This is a genomic window from Pseudomonas sp. PDNC002 (genome assembly GCF_016919445.1).
Classification (GTDB): domain Bacteria; phylum Pseudomonadota; class Gammaproteobacteria; order Pseudomonadales; family Pseudomonadaceae; genus Pseudomonas.
This window is the reverse complement of the sequence record NZ_CP070356.1, coordinates 1,308,190-1,327,422: the sequence shown is the minus strand read 5'-3', so window position 1 is coordinate 1,327,422 and position 19,233 is coordinate 1,308,190. Positions and strand designations below refer to the sequence as shown.

Annotated in this window: 18 protein-coding genes; all 18 read left to right on the top strand. The window is 66.4% G+C overall.

All coding sequences use genetic code 11. The features are described 5' to 3' along the window. Positions 1-51: 51 nt before the first annotated feature. The 18 genes from JVX91_RS06085 to JVX91_RS06000 all read left to right on the top strand — a co-directional run bounded on the left by JVX91_RS06085 (position 52) and on the right by JVX91_RS06000 (position 18,696). On the top strand, positions 52-675 hold the full coding sequence (locus JVX91_RS06085) for an ABC transporter ATP-binding protein (RefSeq protein WP_205338453.1): 624 nt from the start codon (positions 52-54) through the stop codon (positions 673-675). Next, positions 672-1,472 carry an iron export ABC transporter permease subunit FetB gene (gene fetB / locus JVX91_RS06080; protein ID WP_205338452.1) on the top strand — a complete coding sequence of 267 codons (801 nt, stop codon included), beginning with the start codon at positions 672-674 and terminating at the stop codon, positions 1,470-1,472. Before JVX91_RS06085 ends, fetB begins: the two co-directional genes overlap by 4 nt. A gap of 48 nt (positions 1,473-1,520) precedes the next feature. Beyond that, on the top strand, positions 1,521-2,204 hold the full coding sequence (locus tag JVX91_RS06075; RefSeq protein WP_205338451.1) for an SDR family oxidoreductase: 684 nt from the start codon (positions 1,521-1,523) through the stop codon (positions 2,202-2,204). Positions 2,205-2,355: 151 nt separating this feature from the next. After that, positions 2,356-3,714 (top strand): 8-oxoguanine deaminase, encoded by a 1,359-nt coding sequence (locus JVX91_RS06070; protein WP_205338450.1) that lies wholly within the window; start codon positions 2,356-2,358, stop codon positions 3,712-3,714. A 502-nt stretch (positions 3,715-4,216) separates the two neighbouring features. After that, entirely contained in the window at positions 4,217-5,419 is a 1,203-nt protein-coding gene (locus JVX91_RS29180; protein WP_345890282.1) for a methyl-accepting chemotaxis protein, read from the top strand. Positions 5,420-5,582: 163 nt separating this feature from the next. Continuing rightward, positions 5,583-5,948, top strand: a complete 366-nt coding sequence (locus JVX91_RS06060) for a response regulator (RefSeq protein WP_054910295.1) — start codon at positions 5,583-5,585, stop codon at positions 5,946-5,948. A gap of 11 nt (positions 5,949-5,959) precedes the next feature. Next, positions 5,960-7,867, top strand: coding sequence for a chemotaxis protein CheA (locus tag JVX91_RS06055; protein WP_205338448.1), 1,908 nt, complete (start codon positions 5,960-5,962; stop codon positions 7,865-7,867). Next, a complete protein-coding gene (locus tag JVX91_RS06050; protein WP_205338447.1) occupies positions 7,854-8,339 on the top strand; it encodes a chemotaxis protein CheW in 486 nt (161 codons plus the stop codon). The genes JVX91_RS06055 and JVX91_RS06050 overlap by 14 nt, the downstream gene beginning before the upstream one ends. 39 nt (positions 8,340-8,378) lie before the next feature. Beyond that, a complete protein-coding gene (locus JVX91_RS06045) occupies positions 8,379-10,403 on the top strand; it encodes a methyl-accepting chemotaxis protein (protein ID WP_205338446.1) in 2,025 nt (674 codons plus the stop codon). A gap of 375 nt (positions 10,404-10,778) precedes the next feature. After that, positions 10,779-11,621: a CheR family methyltransferase gene (locus JVX91_RS06040; RefSeq protein ID WP_205338445.1), complete on the top strand. Its 843-nt coding sequence runs from the start codon at positions 10,779-10,781 to the stop codon at positions 11,619-11,621. Then, positions 11,621-12,211: a chemoreceptor glutamine deamidase CheD gene (gene cheD, locus JVX91_RS06035; RefSeq protein ID WP_205338444.1), complete on the top strand. Its 591-nt coding sequence runs from the start codon at positions 11,621-11,623 to the stop codon at positions 12,209-12,211. The genes JVX91_RS06040 and cheD overlap by 1 nt, the downstream gene beginning before the upstream one ends. A gap of 14 nt (positions 12,212-12,225) precedes the next feature. Then, positions 12,226-13,281 carry a chemotaxis response regulator protein-glutamate methylesterase gene (locus tag JVX91_RS06030; protein ID WP_205338443.1) on the top strand — a complete coding sequence of 352 codons (1,056 nt, stop codon included), beginning with the start codon at positions 12,226-12,228 and terminating at the stop codon, positions 13,279-13,281. Between the two features lie 188 nt (positions 13,282-13,469). Beyond that, a complete protein-coding gene (gene siaA / locus JVX91_RS06025) occupies positions 13,470-15,458 on the top strand; it encodes a biofilm regulation protein phosphatase SiaA (RefSeq protein WP_205338442.1) in 1,989 nt (662 codons plus the stop codon). 10 nt (positions 15,459-15,468) lie between these two features. Then, positions 15,469-16,011: a biofilm regulation protein kinase SiaB gene (siaB, locus tag JVX91_RS06020; protein ID WP_205338441.1), complete on the top strand. Its 543-nt coding sequence runs from the start codon at positions 15,469-15,471 to the stop codon at positions 16,009-16,011. Positions 16,012-16,036: 25 nt separating this feature from the next. After that, the gene (gene siaC / locus JVX91_RS06015; RefSeq protein WP_205338440.1) at positions 16,037-16,417 is read left to right on the top strand and encodes a biofilm regulation phosphoprotein SiaC; all 381 of its coding nucleotides are present in this window, start codon (positions 16,037-16,039) and stop codon (positions 16,415-16,417) included. Positions 16,418-16,422: 5 nt separating this feature from the next. Beyond that, complete coding sequence (siaD, locus tag JVX91_RS06010) at positions 16,423-17,211, top strand: biofilm regulation diguanylate cyclase SiaD (RefSeq protein ID WP_205338439.1); 789 nt, start codon at positions 16,423-16,425, stop codon at positions 17,209-17,211. Positions 17,212-17,300: 89 nt separating this feature from the next. After that, the gene (locus tag JVX91_RS06005) at positions 17,301-18,107 is read left to right on the top strand and encodes an NYN domain-containing protein (protein ID WP_205338438.1); all 807 of its coding nucleotides are present in this window, start codon (positions 17,301-17,303) and stop codon (positions 18,105-18,107) included. Positions 18,108-18,270: 163 nt separating this feature from the next. Then, the gene (locus tag JVX91_RS06000; RefSeq protein WP_205338437.1) at positions 18,271-18,696 is read left to right on the top strand and encodes a GNAT family N-acetyltransferase; all 426 of its coding nucleotides are present in this window, start codon (positions 18,271-18,273) and stop codon (positions 18,694-18,696) included. Positions 18,697-19,233 lie beyond the last annotated feature (537 nt).

Genomic DNA, 19,233 nt, shown 5'->3' with positions numbered 1-19,233 from the left:
GCCATACGCTCTGCGCTATTCTCGGCAGCGTCCAACCAGCGTATGCATCCCATGAGCCTTTCCCCCTTCCCGGCCGGCACGCTGCGTGTTCGCGGCTTGCGCGGTGCCCTCAGCGGGCCATTCGATCTCGATCTGGAACCCGGTCGTTGCACGGTGCTCAGCGGCCCCTCCGGGATCGGCAAGAGCCTGCTGCTGCGAATGATCGCCGACCTCGATCCGAACCAGGGCGCCGTCAGCCTGGGCGGAATGAGCCGCGAGAGCCAGCCGGCCCATGTCTGGCGGCGCTGGGTGACCTACGTGCCGGCCGAGTCCGGCTGGTGGGAAGACGACGTCGCCGCGCATTTCGCCGATCTCGATGCGGCGCGCCGCCTGTTGCCGCACGTGAACCTCGACCCGGCGCTGCTCGCGGCCCAGGTGACGCAACTGTCGACAGGCGAGCGGCAGCGCCTGGCCCTGGTACGCGCACTGGTGCAGCAGCCGCATTTCCTCCTGCTCGACGAGCCGACGGCGGCGCTGGACCCGGCCAGTCGTGAGCGCGTCGAACAGCTGCTGCTGGAGATCAAGGCGCAGGGCGCGGGCCTGCTGGTGGTCACGCACGATCCCGAGCAGGCGGGCCGGCTCGGCGAGCGGCAGTTGCACCTGGACCGCGACGGCCTTTCGGAGGGACACCCATGACACCCCTGCAACTGAGCGTGCCGGAACTGGCCCTGGCAGCCCTGCTGATCGTCGCGGCGGCGGCACTCTCCTGGGCGCTGCGCCTGGGCTTGCAGCGGACCCTTCTGGTCTCCGCGGTACGCCTGGTCGTGCAACTGCTGCTGGTCGGGCTGTTCCTGCGTCAGGTGTTCGCCTTGTCTTCGCTGTGGCTGACCTCGCTGGTCGTCGCGGTGATGCTTCTCGCGGCCACCTTCGAAGTTGGCTCGCGGCAACGTCGGCGTCTCACCGGCTTCTGGCACCTGGGTATCGGCGGCGGCAGTGTCGGTATCGCCACCCTGGGCATCGCTCTGTTCGCCTTGGCTGGCAGCTTGCGCCCCACGCCGTGGTACGACGCGCGGCACGCCATCCCGCTGGTGGGCATCATCCTTGGCACCGCCATGAACGCCGCGAGCCTCGCGCTCAACCAGGTATTCACCGGCGTCACCCGCGAGCGCGCCGCCATCGAGGCACGCCTGGCCCTGGGCGCCGACCGCCACACGGCGTTCAGCGGCCTGATCCGCCGGGCGCTCTACACTGGTCTCATTCCGACGCTGAACCAGATGGCGGCGGCCGGCATCATCACCCTACCCGGCATCATGACCGGCCAGATTCTCGCCGGCATGGACCCGCTGGACGCGGCGCGCTACCAGATCCTGCTGATGTTTCTCCTCGCCGCCGCCGGCTTCCTGGCCGCCCTGGGGGCCGTCTACCTGTCGTTGTGGCGACTCAGCGATCCCCGTGAGCGCCTGCGCCTGGACCGTCTGCGCACGGAAGATTGAATCGCGCCGGCGTATGCTGGGCACTTTCCCTCGCCACAGGAGCCTGCCATGACCACCCCGAAATCCGCCCTGATCATCGGCGCCTCGCGCGGCCTCGGCCTGGGCCTGGTGCGCGAACTGCTGGACCGCGGCTGGGACGTCACCGCCACCGTGCGCGACGCCGCCCAGCCCGGCGAGCTGGCCGCGCTGCCGGTGCGTGTCGAGTCGCTGCTGCTGGACGACGTGCATTCCCAGGATCGCCTCGCCGAAGCCCTGGCCGGCACACGCTTCGATCTCATCTACATCAACGCCGGCATCTACGGCCCGCCGCACCAGTCGGCCATCGACGCCAATCTCGCTGACGTCGGCCAGTTGTTCATGGTCAACGCCATCGCCCCGCTGCGCCTGGCCGAACGCCTGCTGCCGCGCCTGGACGGCGACAACGGCGTGCTGGCCTTCATGACGTCCGAACTGGGCAGCGTCGCCGGCAACGTATCCGGCGGCATGGCGCTGTATCGCGCGAGCAAGGCGGCGCTCAACTCGCTGACCCGCAGCTTCGTCGCCGAGCTGGGCGAAACCGGCATCACCGTGCTCAACCTGCATCCGGGCTGGGTGCGCACCGACATGGGCGGCGAATCCGCGCCGCTGGACGTGCAGACCAGCGTGAAGGGCCTCGCCGACCAGGTCGAAGGCCACGCCGGACGGGGCGGGCAGTTCTACCTGGACTACCAGGGGACGACGATCGACTGGTGACGAGTCGCGCCGTGGGCGTTACCATGCGCCCACGCCTGACTCCAGAGTCAGCGAACCTGGATCAGCAGACAGGGTGAACACTGAGCTGGCTTCCCATGAACCCATGGAGCCGGCTCGAACGAACGGCTCCGTCCGTTTGGAGAATTCACCCATGTCCTCCCCGCGTCTCTGGCTGCGCAACCCGCTGGCCATCTTCACCGCTAACGACCTCGACGCCCGTGGCGGCATCGTCGTCCAGGATGGCCGCATCGTCGAACTGGTCGCTGCCGGCCAGCAGCCCTCGGCTCCCGTCCAGCAAACCTTCGACGCCAGCCAGCACGTGCTGACCCCCGGCCTGATCAACACCCACCACCACTTCTACCAGACCCTCACCCGCGCCTGGGCGCCGGTGGTGAACCAGCCGTTGTTCCCCTGGCTGAAGACCCTCTACCCGGTGTGGGCGCGCCTGACCCCCGAGCAACTGGGTGTGGCCACCAAGGTCGCCCTGGCCGAGCTGCTGCTGTCCGGCTGCACCACCGCCGCCGACCACCACTACCTGTTCCCCGACGGCCTTGAGCAGGCCATCGACGTGCAGGCCGGCGTGGTCCAGGAACTGGGCATGCGCGCCATGCTCACCCGTGGCTCCATGAGCCTGGGCGAGGCCGACGGTGGCCTGCCGCCGCAACAGACCGTGCAGAGCGCCGAAGCCATTCTCGACGACAGCCAGCGCCTGATCCGCGAGTACCACCAGCGTGGCGAAGGCGCCCAGGTGCAGATCGCCCTGGCGCCCTGCTCGCCGTTCTCGGTCACCCCGGAAATCATGCGCGCCAGCGCCGAACTGGCCGAACGCGAAGACGTGCGCCTGCACACCCACCTCGCCGAAACCCTCGATGAAGAAGACTTCTGCCTACAACGCTTCGGCCAGCGCACCGTGGATTACCTGGACAGCGTCGGCTGGCTCGGCCCGCGCACCTGGCTGGCCCACGGCATTCACTTCAACGATGAGGAAATCCAGCGCCTGGGCGCCGCCGGCACCGGCGTCTGCCATTGTCCCAGCTCGAACATGCGCCTGGCCTCGGGCATCTGCCCGACCGTGGCGCTGGAAGCCGCTGGCGCCCCGGTGGGCATCGGCGTGGACGGCTCGGCCTCCAACGACGCCTCCAACATGATCCTCGAAGCCCGTCAGGCCCTGTATATCCAGCGTCTGCGCTACGGCGCCGAGCAGATCACCCCGGAGCGCGCGCTGGGCTGGGCGACCAAAGGCTCGGCGAAACTCATCGGCCGCAGCGACATCGGCGAGCTGGCCGTGGGCAAGCAGGCGGACGTTGCGCTGTTCAAGCTCGACGAACTGCGCTTCTCCGGCAGCCACGATCCGCTCTCCGCGCTGCTGCTGTGCGGTGCGGACAAGGCCGACCGGATCATGATCGGCGGCAGCTGGCGTGTGGTCGACGGCGAAGTCGAAGGCCTCGACCTCAAGCGGCTGATCGCCGACCACACCCAGGCGGCGCGCAAGCTGCTCGGTACGCTGTAAACACCCTCCGCGCCCATACGAGCGGAGCCCCTCACCCTAACCCTCTCCCATAGGGAGAGGGGACCGTTCGGTGCAGGGAGAACCTCCAGCGTCAGCCGGCACAATCTGCCCCCTCTCCCTATGGGAGAGGGCTGGGGTGAGGGCAAGCCCCGAGCGAATATCTGCCCGCCTGTAATCCGCGCTACCCAGCCTGCCGACAAGCTTCCTAATCGAAGACCATCACGTGGCTCCGGATGCCATTCCCGCGGGCACGTTTTGCCATCAAAAAATCGCTACAGCCCGCGCCGCACAAGGGCTGCGTACTACCGCCCGTCGCCATCCAAACAGCCGCGATAAGCGGTCATTCACTGAAAACCCCTCTAGATCAAGGGTCTATCCCTCGCGACGGGAATATGCCGTCAGTTTGACATCACCCATTGGCACTCTAGTTTTAAATCGCCAGGCCGAATTCCTGCTCAAGACGTTGTCAGCAGCCGTTTGGCCCGGTTACCGGCGCCCGGCAATGGAGTGCACTTCAATGCGCGAATCACAGTTGAACCCTCTGGCGGTTCAAGAAGCCGGCCAGGGTTGGCCACGGCGCCTCGTCATCCAGTCCCTGCCCTGGGTGGTGGTCGCGGGCCTGTGCGCCGTCGGCGTGCCGTTCTGGTGGGTGCTGCCGGTAGGCTGGATCTCCAGCCTGGTGCTGAGCAGCCTGCTCTGCGCTGCCGCAACCAGGGCAGCCGATCCCCAGGCCACTACCCTGAGCGCCGAGGAACTGCCGCAGTGGCGCCCCCTGCAGGAAGCCGTGGAAGGCCACCTGGCCTCGCTCAACGGCCATAGCCACCAGATCGACAACATCCTGCACCAGGCAATCCGCCAACTGACCGACAGCTTCCACGCCCTCGTCGATCGCATCGACACCCAGCGCGGCCTGTCGCACTCGCTGATCGAGCGTTACGACGGTCGCGGCCACATGGACGGCGACATCGACTTCCAGCGCTTCATCCACGCCACCCAGGAAACCCTCGGGCTGTTCGTCGAAGCCACCCTGGAAACCAGCCGCACCTCGCAGCAGCTGGTCGAGCGCATGGACCGCGTGACCCACAAGATCGCCGAGATCCTGCAGTCCACCCAGGACATGGACGCCATCGCCAAGCAGACCAACCTGCTGGCCCTCAACGCCGCCATCGAAGCCGCCCGCGCCGGCGAGAGCGGCCGCGGATTCGCCGTGGTGGCTGACGAGGTGCGCGCGCTGTCGACTCGCTCCACGCACTTCTCCCAGGCCATTCGCGAACACGTCGACGTGGTCTACCACGAGATCAAGGACGCCGAAGGCGCCATCAGCCAGTTGGCCGACAAGGACATGACCTTCGCCCTGGATTCACGGCAGAAGATCCAGCACATGCTCGACGACCTCGACGCCATGAACCAGCACACCGTGAAGGTGGTGCAGGAGCTGGACCGCATCTCCCTGGAAGTGGGCGACGGCGTCAATGCCGCGGTCACCGCCCTGCAGTTCCAGGACATGAGCAGCCAGTTGCTCGGCCAGATCGGCAAGCACAGCGCCCGCCTCGGTGCGCTGGCTGTCGGCCTCGGCGCACTGGATGGCCGCGAGCCCCGCGAATGGGGCGAACGCCTGCGCGGCGAAGTCGCCGAGCTCGGCCGCCCGCTGAGCAACCCGGTCGCCCAGACCAGCCTCAGCGCTGGCGAAGTGGAACTGTTCTGAAGCCCCAGGAGCCACCGACATGTTGCAGTCCATCTTCGAATACCTGGCCAACCTCGCCCTGATCGGCTGAGACCCCCACACCATTTCCGCGCGCCGGGATGGCGCGAGTTAGCGCGTGCCTGGCAACCAGCAAACGCATTGCAATCCGAGGAGAACCAACGCAATGGGAAAGCAGATTCTGATCGTCGATGACTCGGCCTCGATCCGGCAGATGCTGAGCTTCACGCTCAAGTCCGCCGGCTACGAGGTGGACGAGGCCGTGGACGGCAAGGACGGCCTGGGCAAGGCCCAGCGCAAGACCTACAACCTGGTCTTCACCGACCAGAACATGCCGAACATGGACGGCCTGTCGCTGATCCGCAGCCTGCGCGACATGGCCGGCTACCGCAGCACGCCGATCCTGATGCTCACCACCGAATCCAGCGACGCGATGAAGCAGCAGGGCAAGAGCGCGGGCGCCACCGGCTGGCTGGTGAAGCCGTTCGACCCGCCGAAACTGCTGGAAGTGACCCGCAAGGTCCTGCCCTAGGGGAATCCTGAATGGCTACCGGTATGGAGCAATTCCTCCAGGTCTTCTTCGAGGAAACCGACGAACACCTGGCGACCCTCGAACTCCTGCTGATCGGGCTCAACCTCGATCAGCCGGATGCCGAGACGCTCAATGGCATCTTCCGCGCCGCCCACTCGATCAAGGGCTCCAGCGGCATGTTCGGCTTCGACGACCTGACCGCCGTGACCCACGAGCTGGAGACGCTGCTCGACCGCATCCGCTGCGGGCAGACCGCCCTGCACGTGGACATGATCGGCGTGTTCCTCGAAGCCCGCGACGTCCTGCAACGCCTGCTCGATGCGCACCGCAGCCAGGTGCCCGATCCGGACGTGCCGGTCGCCGCCACTGTTGAGCGCCTGCGCGCCTGGCTGGCGGAGCCAATCGCGGCTGCCGCCGATGACGGCGCCGGCCTGCTCGCTGGCGCTCCCGCTCCGGCCGAAGCGAGCGCAAGCAGCGACGATGATTTTGGCTTCTTCGACGATGCTCCCGGCATGCCCGCCGCCAGCGAAACCAGCGCCAGCGCGGGCGACGATTTCGGTTTCTTCGACGACGCGCCCGGCGCACCGGACGCCAAGCCGGTCGAGCCCTACGGCATCTTCGACAAGGCACCCGGCGCACCTGCCGCCGCCGCTCAGGTCGCCGTCAGCGAAGCGCCGAAAGCCGCGCCGACCGTGGCGAAGGCAGCCGCCGCACCGCGCGCCGACAGCGAATCCAGCTCCATCCGCGTCAGCGTCGAGAAGATCGACAGCCTGATCAACCTGGTCGGCGAGCTGGTGATCACCCAGGCCATGCTCAGCCAGCTCAGCGAGGACCTCGATCCCGCGCACTTCGAGCGCCTGCAGCAGGCCCTGGCGCAGCTCGAGCACAACACCCGCGACCTGCAGGAATCGGTGATGTCGATCCGCATGCTGCCGATCAGCTTCATCTTCAGCCGCTTCCCGCGCCTGGTGCACGACACCTCCGCGCGCCTGGGCAAGCAGGTCGAACTGATCCTCCAGGGCGAGCACACCGAGCTGGACAAGAGCGTCATCGAAAAGCTCAGCGACCCGCTCACCCACATCGTCCGCAACAGCATCGACCACGGCATAGAAACGCCCGCCGAACGCCTGGCGGCCGGCAAGCCGGCACAGGGTTCGGTAAAGCTCGCCGCCAGCCACCAGGGTGGCAGCGTGGTGGTGGAAATCTCCGATGACGGCCGTGGCCTGTCCCGCGAGCGCATCCTCGCCAAGGCCCGCGAGAAGGGCCTGCCGGTGCATGACGCGATGACCGACGCGGAAGTCTGGCAACTGATCTTCATGCCAGGGTTCTCCACCGCCGAGGCAGTCACCGAACTCTCCGGCCGTGGCGTCGGCATGGACGTGGTGCGGCGCAACATCCAGGCCATGGGCGGGCGCATCGACATCGATTCGGCGCCGGGCATGGGCACCCGCATGAGCATTCGCCTGCCGCTGACCCTGGCCATCCTCGACGGCCTGATCGTCGCCGTGGAGAAGGTCAACTACGTGGTGCCGCTGACCTACATCGTCGAGTCGCTGCAGGCCCGCGCCGACGACGTGCGCGGCCTGGCCGGCGAGGAGTCGACGGTGATCCGCGTGCGCGGCGAATACCTGCCGCTGTTCTCGCTGAACCAGCTGCTGCACATCGATGCCCAGCCGTTGCCGCCGGAACAGGGGATCGTGGTGATCCTCGAATCCGAGGGCAAGAGCTTCGCCCTGCAGGTGGACGAACTGGTCGGCCAGCAGCAGGTGGTGATCAAGAGCCTGGAACAGAATTTCCGCCGGATCGACGGGATCGCCGGCGCCACCATCATGGGCGACGGCAGCGTCGCCCTGATCCTCGATGTCGATGCATTGCCGCGCCTGGCGGCACAAGGAGAGTCCACCCATGAGCGCAGCTGAAGCCAGCGCGGCGAGCAGCCCGGTGCAGGAGTACCTGACCTTCACCCTGGGCCGCGAGGAATACGCCATCGACATCCTGCGCGTGCAGGAAATCCGTGGTTACGACCAGGTCACGGCGATCGCCAACGCCCCCGCCTTCATCAAGGGCGTGATCAACCTGCGCGGGGCGATCGTTCCCATCGTCGACCTGCGCATCAAGTTCAACCTGGCCGACATCAGCTACGACCAGTTCACCGTGGTGATCATCCTCAACGTCGGCCGGCGCATCGTCGGCGCGGTGGTGGATTCGGTCTCCGACGTGATTGCCCTGGCCGGCGAGGAGATCAAGCCGCGCCCGGAATTCGCCGCCAGTTTCGACACCGAGTACCTGCTGGGCCTGGCCACCTGTGGAGAGCGAATGCTGATCCTGGTGGACATCGAAAAACTCATGACCAGTCGCGAAATGGCGCTGGTCGATGAAACCGCCGCCTGATTGCGACACGACCAGAAGAATTAGCCGAGGATAACCACAATGGGCCTGTTCAACGCACACGCCGTGGCGCAGCAACGCGCCGACCGCATCACCGCCATCCTCCACAGCCTGGTGGACGGCAACCTCGACGTCGCCATCGGCGAAGCCCCCGCGCCCGGTTACGAGCGCCTGTACGACGGGCTGCGCAACGTCCAGCGCAGCCTGCGCGAGCAGCGCACGGAACTGGCCCAGGCCGAAGCCCTGGAAGCCGGGCTGATCGAGATGACGCGCCAGCACGAGCTGGGCTGGATCGACGAGGTGATCCCGGTGGACAAGTTCGCCGGCCGCCCGGCGCGCATCGCCAAAGGCATCAACGACCTGGTCGCCGCGCACATCGCGGTGAAGATGAAGGTTGTTGCCACCGTCACCGCCTACGGCAAGGGTGATTACTCGGTGGAAATGGACCGCCTGCCGGGCAAGAAGGCCATGATCACCGAAGCCATCGACGGCGTGCGCAACAGCCTCAAGGCCAGCGCCGATGCCGCCGAGTACAACGCGCGGATCAAGAGTGCGCTGGATAACGTCTCGGCCAACGTGATGATCGCCAACAACGATCTCGACATCATCTACATGAACCGCACCGTCACCGAGATGCTCGGCAACGCCGAATCGGACATCCGCAAGCAGCTGCCGAACTTCAACGCCAGCCGCCTGATGGGCGCCAACATCGACATGTTCCACAAGAACCCGGCGCACCAGCGCGGCATGCTCGCGCACCTCACCGCGCGGCACAAAGCCGAGCTGAACCTGGGTGGCCGCCGCTTCGCCCTGGACGTGGTACCGGTGTTCAACGACGCCGGCGAGCGCCTGGGTTCGGCGGTGCAGTGGACCGATCGCACCGAGGAATTCCGCGCCGAGCAGGAAGTCTCGCAACTGGTGGAAGCGGCCGTGGCCGGCGACTTCACCAAACGCATCGAAGCGGACAACAAAGAAGGCTTCTTCCTCAAGATCGCCACTGGCCTGAACAACCTGGTGGACACCGCCGACAAGGGTCTGCGCGACGTCACCCGCGTACTCGGCGCCCTGGCCCAGGGCGACCTGACCCAGCGTATCGACGCCGACTACCAGGGCACCTTCGGCGAGCTGAAGGACTACGCCAACGAGACCGCGCAGAGCCTGTCGCGCATGCTTGGGCAGATCCGCGAAGCGGCCGACACCATCCACACCGCTGCCAGCGAGATCGCCAGCGGCAACGCCGAACTCTCCACCCGCACCGAGCAGCAGGCGTCGAGCCTGGAAGAAACCGCCTCGAGCATGGAAGAGCTGACCAGCACCGTGAAGCTCAACGCCGAGAACGCCCGCCAGGCCAACTCGCTGGCGGTGAACGCCTCGGAAGTCGCCACCGAGGGCGGCAGCGTGGTGCAGAAGGTGGTGGGCACCATGTCCGCGATCAACGACTCGGCGCGCAAGATCGCCGACATCATCGGGGTGATCGACGGCATCGCCTTCCAGACCAACATCCTCGCGCTCAACGCCGCGGTGGAAGCGGCGCGCGCCGGCGAGCAGGGTCGCGGCTTCGCCGTGGTGGCCGGTGAAGTACGCACCCTGGCGCAGCGCTCCGCTGCCGCCGCCAAGGAGATCAAGACGCTGATCAACGACTCGGTGGACAAGGTCGAGAGCGGCAACACCCTGGTCGCCCAGGCCGGCCAGACCATGAGCGACATCGTGGTCGCGATCAAGCGCGTCACCGACATCATGGCCGAGATCGCCGCCGCGAGCGCCGAGCAGAGCAGCGGCATCGAGGAAGTGAATGGCGCCGTGTCGCAGATGGACGAGATGACCCAGCAGAACGCCGCGCTGGTGGAAGAAGCCGCCGCCTCGGCCGAGGCCTTGCAGGAGCAGGCCGGCAACCTCAACCAGCAGGTCGCGGTGTTCAAGCTCGAATCCATCGCGGCCACCGTGGTGCCGCTGGCGTCGGCCCGTCCGGCACGCGCCGAGCCGGTCGCCCATGCCTCCCGCGCCGCCCGCGGCGTGGCCAAGGCGGTGCGCGCCAAGGGCAAGGAGGACGACTGGGAAGAGTTCTGATCGGGCGGGGCTGAGGGATGGCGGCGGCCGGAGCAATGGGAGGGTCGGCTGCTGCGGGCGGACCAGGGATGGTCAGGCGATGACGGCTGATGTAGGCGCCAAGAGCCCCTCACCCTACCCCTGGCTGCGCGCCCCGCTCCGGAGGGAGAGGGGACTGATCGGCATGACTGGAAGTACCGCGCCACCCGGACACACCGAACGGCCCCCTCTCCCCCTGGGAGAGGGCTGGGGTGAGGGCAGCGCCCAGCGCAGAACTATCCCGATCAGACGAATGAAGTAGGGCGCATAACGCCACAGGCGTTATCCGCCATCGCGGCGGATAACCCGTTCCGGGTCATGCGCCCTACGCAATCCGCTCACCGCTGAGACCAACCAATGCCCATCCACCTGCCCGCCCCCGAGCACGAATTCCACTACACCCGCCGGGACTTCCAGCAGGTGCGTGAGCGCTTGTACCAGCACGCCGGCATCAGCCTCTCGGAGAACAAGCAGCAACTGGTCTACAGCCGCCTCTCGCGGCGCCTGCGCAGCCTGCGGCTGGGCAGCTTCGCCGAGTACTTCGCCTACCTCGAAAGCCACGAGGAAGAGTGGCAGCAGTTCGTCAACGCGCTAACCACCAACCTCACCGCCTTCTTCCGCGAGAAGCACCACTTCGAACACCTGGGCCGCTTCGCCACCGAGCAGCTGCGCGACCACCGGCCGCTGCGTTTCTGGTCCACCGCGTCCAGCACCGGCGAGGAGCCCTACTCCATGGCCATGACGTTGGTCGATGCGCTGGGCAGCTTCACCCCGCCCATCGAGCTCATCGCCTCGGACATCGATACCGGCGTATTGCAGTGCGCGCGCCACGGCATCTACCCGCTGGAGCGCATCGAAACCCTGAGCCCGGCGCAGAGGCGGCGCTTCTTCCTGCGCGGCACTGGAGCCAACGCCGGCAAGGCGCGGGTGGTCCAGGAGCTGCGGCAGATGATCGACTACCGGCAGATCAATCTGCTGGACAAGGACTGGGGCATCGCCGGCGGGCTCGACGCGATCTTCTGCCGCAACGTGATGATCTATTTCGACAAGTCGACCCAGACCCGTCTGCTCGAACGCATGGTGCGCCTGCTGCGGCCCGGCGGGCTGTTCTTCGCCGGGCACTCGGAGAACTTCGTCCACGCCAGCCACCTGGTGCGCTCGGTGGGCCGCACGACCTACCAGGCGGTGGGGAGCCACTGATGGGTGCAGCCCTGGACCACAACCGCTACTACGACCCGCGTTTCGGCATGGAAGCCGTGAAGCTGCTGCCCGGCGAGTGCTACGTCACCGCCGAGCCACTGATGCTGGTCACCGTGCTCGGCTCCTGCGTCTCGGTGTGCCTGCGCGATCGCAGTAGCGGCCTGGGCGGCATGAACCACTTCATGCTGCCCGGCGATACGGGTATGCCGGGCCTGCTGTCCAATTCCGGGCGCTATGGCGTGCACGCCATGGACCTGTTGATCAACGGCCTGATGCGCTGCGGCGGACAGCGCCGGCACTTCGAAGCCAAGATTTTCGGCGGCGGCTCGGTGCTGAAGAACCTCAGCGCCGACGTGGGCAAGCGCAACGTGGAGTTCGTCCTGGAGTACCTCGACAACGAGGGCATTCCCCTGGCAGCCCAGGACCTGCTCGACGTGCACCCGCGCAAGGTCTATTTCTTCCCCGGCAGCGGCCGGGTGCTGGTGCGCAAGTTGCGCGCGCTGGCCAACGACACGGTGCTGCAGCGCGAACAGCTGTACCGCCAGCAACTGTCCCACCGCGTACGCGGTGGGAGCATCGACCTGTTCTGAAGGAGGTACGCGCGATGTCGGTCAAGGTACTGATCGTCGACGACTCGGCGCTCATACGCAGTCTGCTCAAGGACATCATCCAGGGCGACCCGGAACTGCAATTGGTAGGCGCCGCGCCCGACGCCTTCGTCGCCCGCGACCTGATCAAGCAGCACGAGCCGGATGTCATCACCCTCGATGTCGAGATGCCGCGCATGGACGGCCTGACCTTCCTCGACAAGTTGATGAAAGGCCGGCCCACGCCGGTACTGATGATCTCCTCGCTGACAGAAAAGGGCTCCGAGGCCACCCTGCGCGCGCTGGAACTGGGTGCCATCGACTTCATCGCCAAGCCGCGCCTGGGCATCGCCGACGGCATGCAGGCCTATGCCGAGGAAATCTGCGCCAAGCTCAAGACCGCCGCCCGCGCCCGCCTGCCTCGCGCTCGCCCCAGCGCCTCGGCCAGCGCACCGGCAACGAGCAGCGCGCCACTGCTGAGTACCGAGAAAATCTTCGCCATCGGCGCCTCCACCGGCGGCACCGAGGCGATCAAGGAAGTCTTGCTGGGCCTGCCGCCGGACAGCCCCGGCACGGTGGTGACGCTGCACATGCCGCCGGGCTTCACCAAGTCGTACGCCGAACGCCTGGACCGACAGACCCGTCTGTCGGTGCGCGAAGCCCGTGATGGCGACCGCATCCTCCCCGGCCATGTGCTGGTCGCCCCCGGCGACTTCCACATGGAGGTGCAGCGCAGCGGTGCCAACTACGTCGTGCGCCTGCAGCACGAGCCGCCGGTGAACGGCCATCGTCCGGCGGTGGACGTGATGTTCAACTCCCTCGCCCGCTGCGCCGGGCGCAACCTGATCGCCGCCCTGCTGACCGGCATGGGCAAGGATGGGGCCCGGGGGTTGCAGGCGATTCGTCAGGCCGGCGGCCATACCGTCGCCCAGGACGAGGCCACCTGCGTCGTCTACGGCATGCCGCGGGAAGCGGTGGAGTTGGGCGCGGCCAAGGAAGTCCTGCCGCTGGAACGCATTGCCGCCTCGCTGCTGCAGCAGGCGCGGCAAAGCGGAAGTGGGAACCGCGTCTAGTTATGCGTGAATCATCCTCTTTGCTGGAGCGACTTTTCACACAGTGTCTAGACTCAGGCCAATCGAGTGGCGCCAAAAATATGGCGATTCGATATCAATTTGGTTTGATTGTGCCCGTATACAAAATGCACAATTGCTTTCGCCAAAAGACCGGCACACGGCGGGCGACGAGGGGAATTGGAATAGCCATGGCGGCAAGATGGGGGTTGCGCGGCAAATCGGTGGTGGCATTGCTCATCGCCTGTCTCCTGGCACTGGTACCGGCAGTCATGCTGGGCTGGAAGGCCATGGAGGACATCCGCACGCATTTCGGCCTCGCCTTCGCGAGAAACTTCACGCTGCTCAACCAGCAGAAGATCATCGCGCCGGTGATCCGCGAGCTGGCGCTGTCGCGGCGCCTTGCCGAGTCCGTGGTGACCCAGGACTGGCTGCTCGATGAAAACGATCCGGCGCGCCGCTCGCTGTTCTTCCGCGAGGCCGACGGCTATCGCGCGGACCAGCGCAACTATTCCTATTTCGTCGTGGTGGACTCCTCGCGCCACTACTACTTCAACGACTCCAGCTCGCCACTCTCCAATTCCCCGCGCTACACCCTGAGCGACACCGACCCGCAGGATCGCTGGTACTTCGATACCCTGGCCCGCGATGAGACCTACAACATCAACGTCAACTACGACGCCAAGCTGAAGGTCACCAAGGTCTGGTTCAACATGGTGGTGCGCGCCGGCAACGAGAAGGTCGGCCTGGCCGGCGGCGGCCTGGACCTCACCGAATTCCTCGACCAGTTCATCTCGCGCCGGGAAGCCGGGGTGATACCGATGATCGTCGACCCGGACGGCGCCATCCAGGCGCACCCGGACACCAAGCTGATCGCCTATGCCTCCGGTTCCAGCGGCCAGGCTCAGCACCACGTATTCGACCTGCTCGCCAATGACCAGGAACGCACCGCCCTGCGCCAAACCCTGCGCCAGGCCGAGGCCAACCCCGGCGAAGTGGAAACCATGTGGGGCACCGTCAACGGCAAGGAGCAACTGATCGCCACCGCCTATATCCCGCAGCTGCGCTGGCATGTGCTCAGCGCCATCGACCTGCATGCCGCGCAGGTCCTCGACAGCCGCTGGATCTGGCCGCTGGCGGGCACTCTCGCCGGCCTGCTGGCGATCCTCCTGCTCGGCTTCGCCTACACCGTCGACCTGCTGGTGCTGCGCCCGCTGCGCGGCCTCAAGCAGTCGGCCAAGGCGATTGCCGCGGGGCAGTACGACAGCCCGCTGCCACGCACCCGTCCGGACGAGATCGGCGAGTTGTCCAGCGCCTTCGCCAGCATGGCCGACCAGGTGCGCCGCCACACCGAAGAGCTGGAAGACAAGGTCCAGCAGCGCACCCAGGCACTGGAAGCGGCCAACCGCGAGATGGCCGCGGCGCAGAAAAAGATCGGCGACTCCATCGACTACGCCAGCCTGATCCAGCGCGCCATCCTCCCGGACCGCCAACTGCAGGCCTCTCTGGGCGAGCACCATTTCGTCCTGTGGAAACCGCGCGACGTGGTCGGCGGCGACTTCTACATCTACCGCGAAGGCCCCGGCGACAGCCTGATCGGTGTGGTCGATTGCGCCGGCCACGGCGTGCCCGGCGCCCTGATGACCATGCTCGCCCTGGCCGCCATCGACCACGCCATCGACAGCGTGAAGAGCCACGACCCGGCGGCCATCCTGCGCGAGACCGACCACGTGATGCGCGGCATGCTCAGCCAGGAAGAATTCGCCCACTCGCTGGCCACCAACATGGATGCCGGGCTCGTGCGCGTCGACCACCAGAGCCACCTGCTGCACTTCTCCGGGGCGAAGATTTCCCTGTTCGCCAGCGATGGCACCGAGGTGCGCGAATACAAGGGCGCGCGCCGGGCCATCGGCGACAAGCGCCAGGGCGACTATCAGGACGTGGAAATCCCGATGGAAGCCGGCTGGACCTATTACTTGTGCACCGACGGCTTCCTCGACCAGGCTGGCGGCGAGCACGGCTTCGGCTTCGGCAACAGCCGCTTCGCCGACCTGCTGCGCAACCACGCGCGCAGGCCACTGGCCGAGCAGGCCGACGCGTTCGCCGCTACCCTCGCCCAGTACCAGGGCGAGCGCCCGCAGCGCGACGACATCACCATTCTCTCTTTCCGCTTCGACTAGGGGTTATTCCATGGAATCGCTAGATCTGTTGGCCATGCGCGAGAGCTACACCCGGCAACGCATCCTGCTCTGCTTCAACGGGCCCATCTCGCGCAGCCTGATCGAGGAAATCGGCCACGCCCTGCGCAACTACATGCAGGCCGAACAGGCGCACCCCAGCGAAGCGATGGACGTGTTCGCCGTCTACATCGAGATGACCCAGAACATCCGTCACTACGCCACCCTGCGCGGCTACAACGACCAGGAGGCCTCCGCCACCGTGGCCATCGCCCGCGACGATGAAGGCCACTACGTGGTCTCCGCCGGCAACCTGGTGGAACTGGCCGACGGCCAGGGCCTGGTGCGCAGCATCGAAGGCATCGCCGGGCTGGACAAGGCCCAGCTCAAGGCCGCCTACAAGGAACAGCTGCGCCGCCCGCGCGACGCCGAGGCATCCACCGGCGCGGGCCTGGGCCTGCTGGACATCGCCCGCAAATCCAGCGCGCCACTGCAGACCTCCCTCACCGAACAACCCGACGGTCGCGCCTTCTTCAGCCTGCGCGCCGTGATCTGATCTTGCGAATTCAGGAAGACCCGACATGAGCGATCTACACGTCAACGGCACCCAATCCACCCCACAGATCCACGGCGACTGGCAGGCCGGCATCCTGGCGATGCAGGGCGACTCCTACCCGGAGAACTCCTACGAACTGTTCGGCCAGGTGATCGAATGGGTCGAGCGCTTCCTCACCCAGGAACAGCGCCCGCTGGAACTCGACCTGCGCCTGCTGTACCTCAACACCAGCTCGATCAAGGCGATGATGGACATCTTCGACCTGCTCGAAGAAGCCCACCGCGAAGGCCGTGCCGCCAGCGTGGCGTGGCACTACGACCGCCGCAACGAGCGCGTCGCCGAACTGGCCGAGGAATTCCGCGAGGACTGTACCTTCCCGTTCGTCATCCAAGCCTACGACGAGTAACAGCCATGACTAGCGAGCGCGAGCTGGACCTGTTGATCGAAGAGCTGCTGGCCGACCCCCAGTACGAAGGGCATCCCCTGCGCGAGGCCCTGTACGAAAAGCACCAGCAATCCCTCGACCAGCTCGCGCGCCTGGAGCGCATCGCGCGGATTTCCGACGGCTTCCAGTCCATGGCGCGGGCGCAGAACAGCACCCTCTCCGAGCGCTACCACAAGCAGCTGCGCCAGCTGGAAAAGGTGGCGCGCATCTCCGACCGCTACCAGGACATGATGCGTGACCTCAACGTCGCGCTGAAGGAAGCCTCGACCCACGACACCCTCACCGGCATCGCCAACCGCCGCCTGCTCATGGAGCGCCTGCGCGAGGAAAGCGAACGCGCCCAGCGCCACGGCGAGCCGTACGTACTGGCCATGCTCGACGTCGACCGCTTCAAGCTGGTCAACGACACCTGGGGCCACGAAGTGGGCGACCGCGTACTGGTGGAAATCGGCCGCGCCATGGAGTCCGCCCTGCGCCAGTACGACCTCTGCGGCCGCTGGGGTGGCGAGGAATTCCTGCTGATCCTGCCGGAAACCCGCCTGGCCGACGCTACCGCGATCATCGAGCGGGTGCGCAACGATATCCGCTGCCTGGCGGTACGCGTGGGCACCGACGCACTCTCCGTCACCGCGAGCTTCGGCGTCGCCGAGCACCACCCGGGCGAGAGCTACTCCCAGACCCTCAGCCGCGCCGATGCGGCCCTGCTGGACGCCAAGCGCAGCGGGCGTGACAAGTGCGAGTTCGCCACCGGCTGAACGGGCGCCGGCGCGAGCACGCGTTCACACAGGTGGTATCCCGAGCCCAATCCGATTAAGGTCCGAGGACCGCAAGGAAAGGATGCAGCATGGCCACCAAATCCTCCGCTCCGCGACAGCAGACGCACCTCGCCGTCCTGATCGACGCCGACAACGCCCCCGCCGCCATCGTCGAAGGCCTGTTCGAGGAGATCGCCAAGTACGGCGTCGCCAGCGTCAAGCGCATCTACGGCGACTGGACGAAGCCCAATCTGGGCAAATGGAAGCAGGTGCTGCTGGATCACTCCATCCAGCCGATGCAGCAGTTCGCCTATACCAGCGGCAAGAACGCCACCGACAGCGCGCTGATCATCGACGCCATGGACCTGCTCTACACCCGCCGCTTCGACGGCTTCTGCCTGGTCTCCAGCGATAGCGACTTCACCCGCCTGGCCGCGCGCCTGCGCGAGGAAGGGCTGACCGTCTACGGCTTCGGCGAGGAGAAAACGCCCAAGCCGTTCGTCTCCGCCTGCGACAAGTTCATCTACACCGAGATCCTGCGCGCCACGCCCGAAACCTCCGTCGAGCCGGTACCCGTCACCGACAAGACTGCCGCTCCGAGCGCCAACGACACGCCCAAGCCCGCCGCCAAACCCAAATCGCAGAAAGTGCCGCTGGACTTCATCGCCAAGGTGCTCGACGACATCGACGGCGACGATGACGACTGGGTCCAGCTGGGCGCGCTGGGCCAGAACATCAGCAAGCTGCAGCCTGCGTTCGATCCGCGCCTGTACGGTTTCAAGAAGCTCAGCGACCTGATCAAGGGCCATCCCAAGCGCTTCGAACTGCAGGCACGCGGCACCAGCGGTACCGGCGGCAAGGACCTTTACGTGCGCAATGTGAGCGCGGCGCGCTGAGGACCGGCGCAGCTTCAACTGATCGATACCCGCGCAAGGAGCCGCTCTGAACGATGCTCCTTTCCGCGCGGTTCTTCGCTGCACGCCCGCCGCTACCCAAGGCACCTACCCATCGCGACAGCATCTCCCTAGACTGGGTGCCTTCGCCAATCCGGAGGGCATCATGCAAAGCCAATTCAATTTCACCCTCGGCATCGACCCGCAGGCGCGCGACGTCGTGGTCAAGGGCCTGCTCGCCTACAACCTCGGGCAGATGGGCCGCAGCAACACCTACGACGACTTCGAGCTCTACGCCCGCAGCGAAGACGGCGAAGTGGTCGGCGGCATGTTCGGCCAATCCGGCATGGGCTGGCTGTACATCGACTATCTCTGGCTGCAGAACGACCAGCGTGGCAGCGGCCTGGGCAGCCAGCTCATCGCCCTCGCCGAAGACGAAGCCCGCCGCCGTGGCTGCGTTGGCCTGTTCCTCTACACCTACAGCTTCCAGGCTCCCGGCTTCTACGAGAAACAGGGCTTCGAGCGCATGGGCGTGCTCGAGGATTGCCCGCCGGGACACCAGCGCATCTACCTGAAGAAGCATCTGGGCTGATCGCCACTCCGTGTAGGAGCGAGCTTGCTCGCGAACCCACCCAACGCAGCGCTCGACGGGCCACTCGCGAACAGAGTCCGCTACCCAATGGTTCCGTGCCCGGATCGGCCCTCACCCTAACCCTCTCCCAGAGGGAGAGGGGACCGTTCGGAGCAGGATGGAACCAAAGTGTCAGCCGGCACGGACAGCTCCCTCTCCCTGGGGAGAGGGCTGGGGTGAGGGGCGGCACGAGCACGGACTCGCCAGCAGAAGACAGCGAGCGGCGGATAACCCGTTCCGGGTTATCCGCCCTACGTCTTGGCTCTGGCTCTTAAAGACTTCCAGAAAAACACCCGCGCACTCCGAACTGCCCCGTTCAGGAGGCCTCGTTGAAACTTCGATTCAACGGGGGAATTTTTCGCCTAAGCGAAAAACCAGACGGGAGGGGCAAGCCCTTTGGTTACTTTCTTGGGGGCGGCCATCCGTCGTTTGAGAAAGCGGCTCGCCCGAGGGGGCGAAACAGGAAGTCCACGCGCACGCCGAAGCGGCGCTGGAACA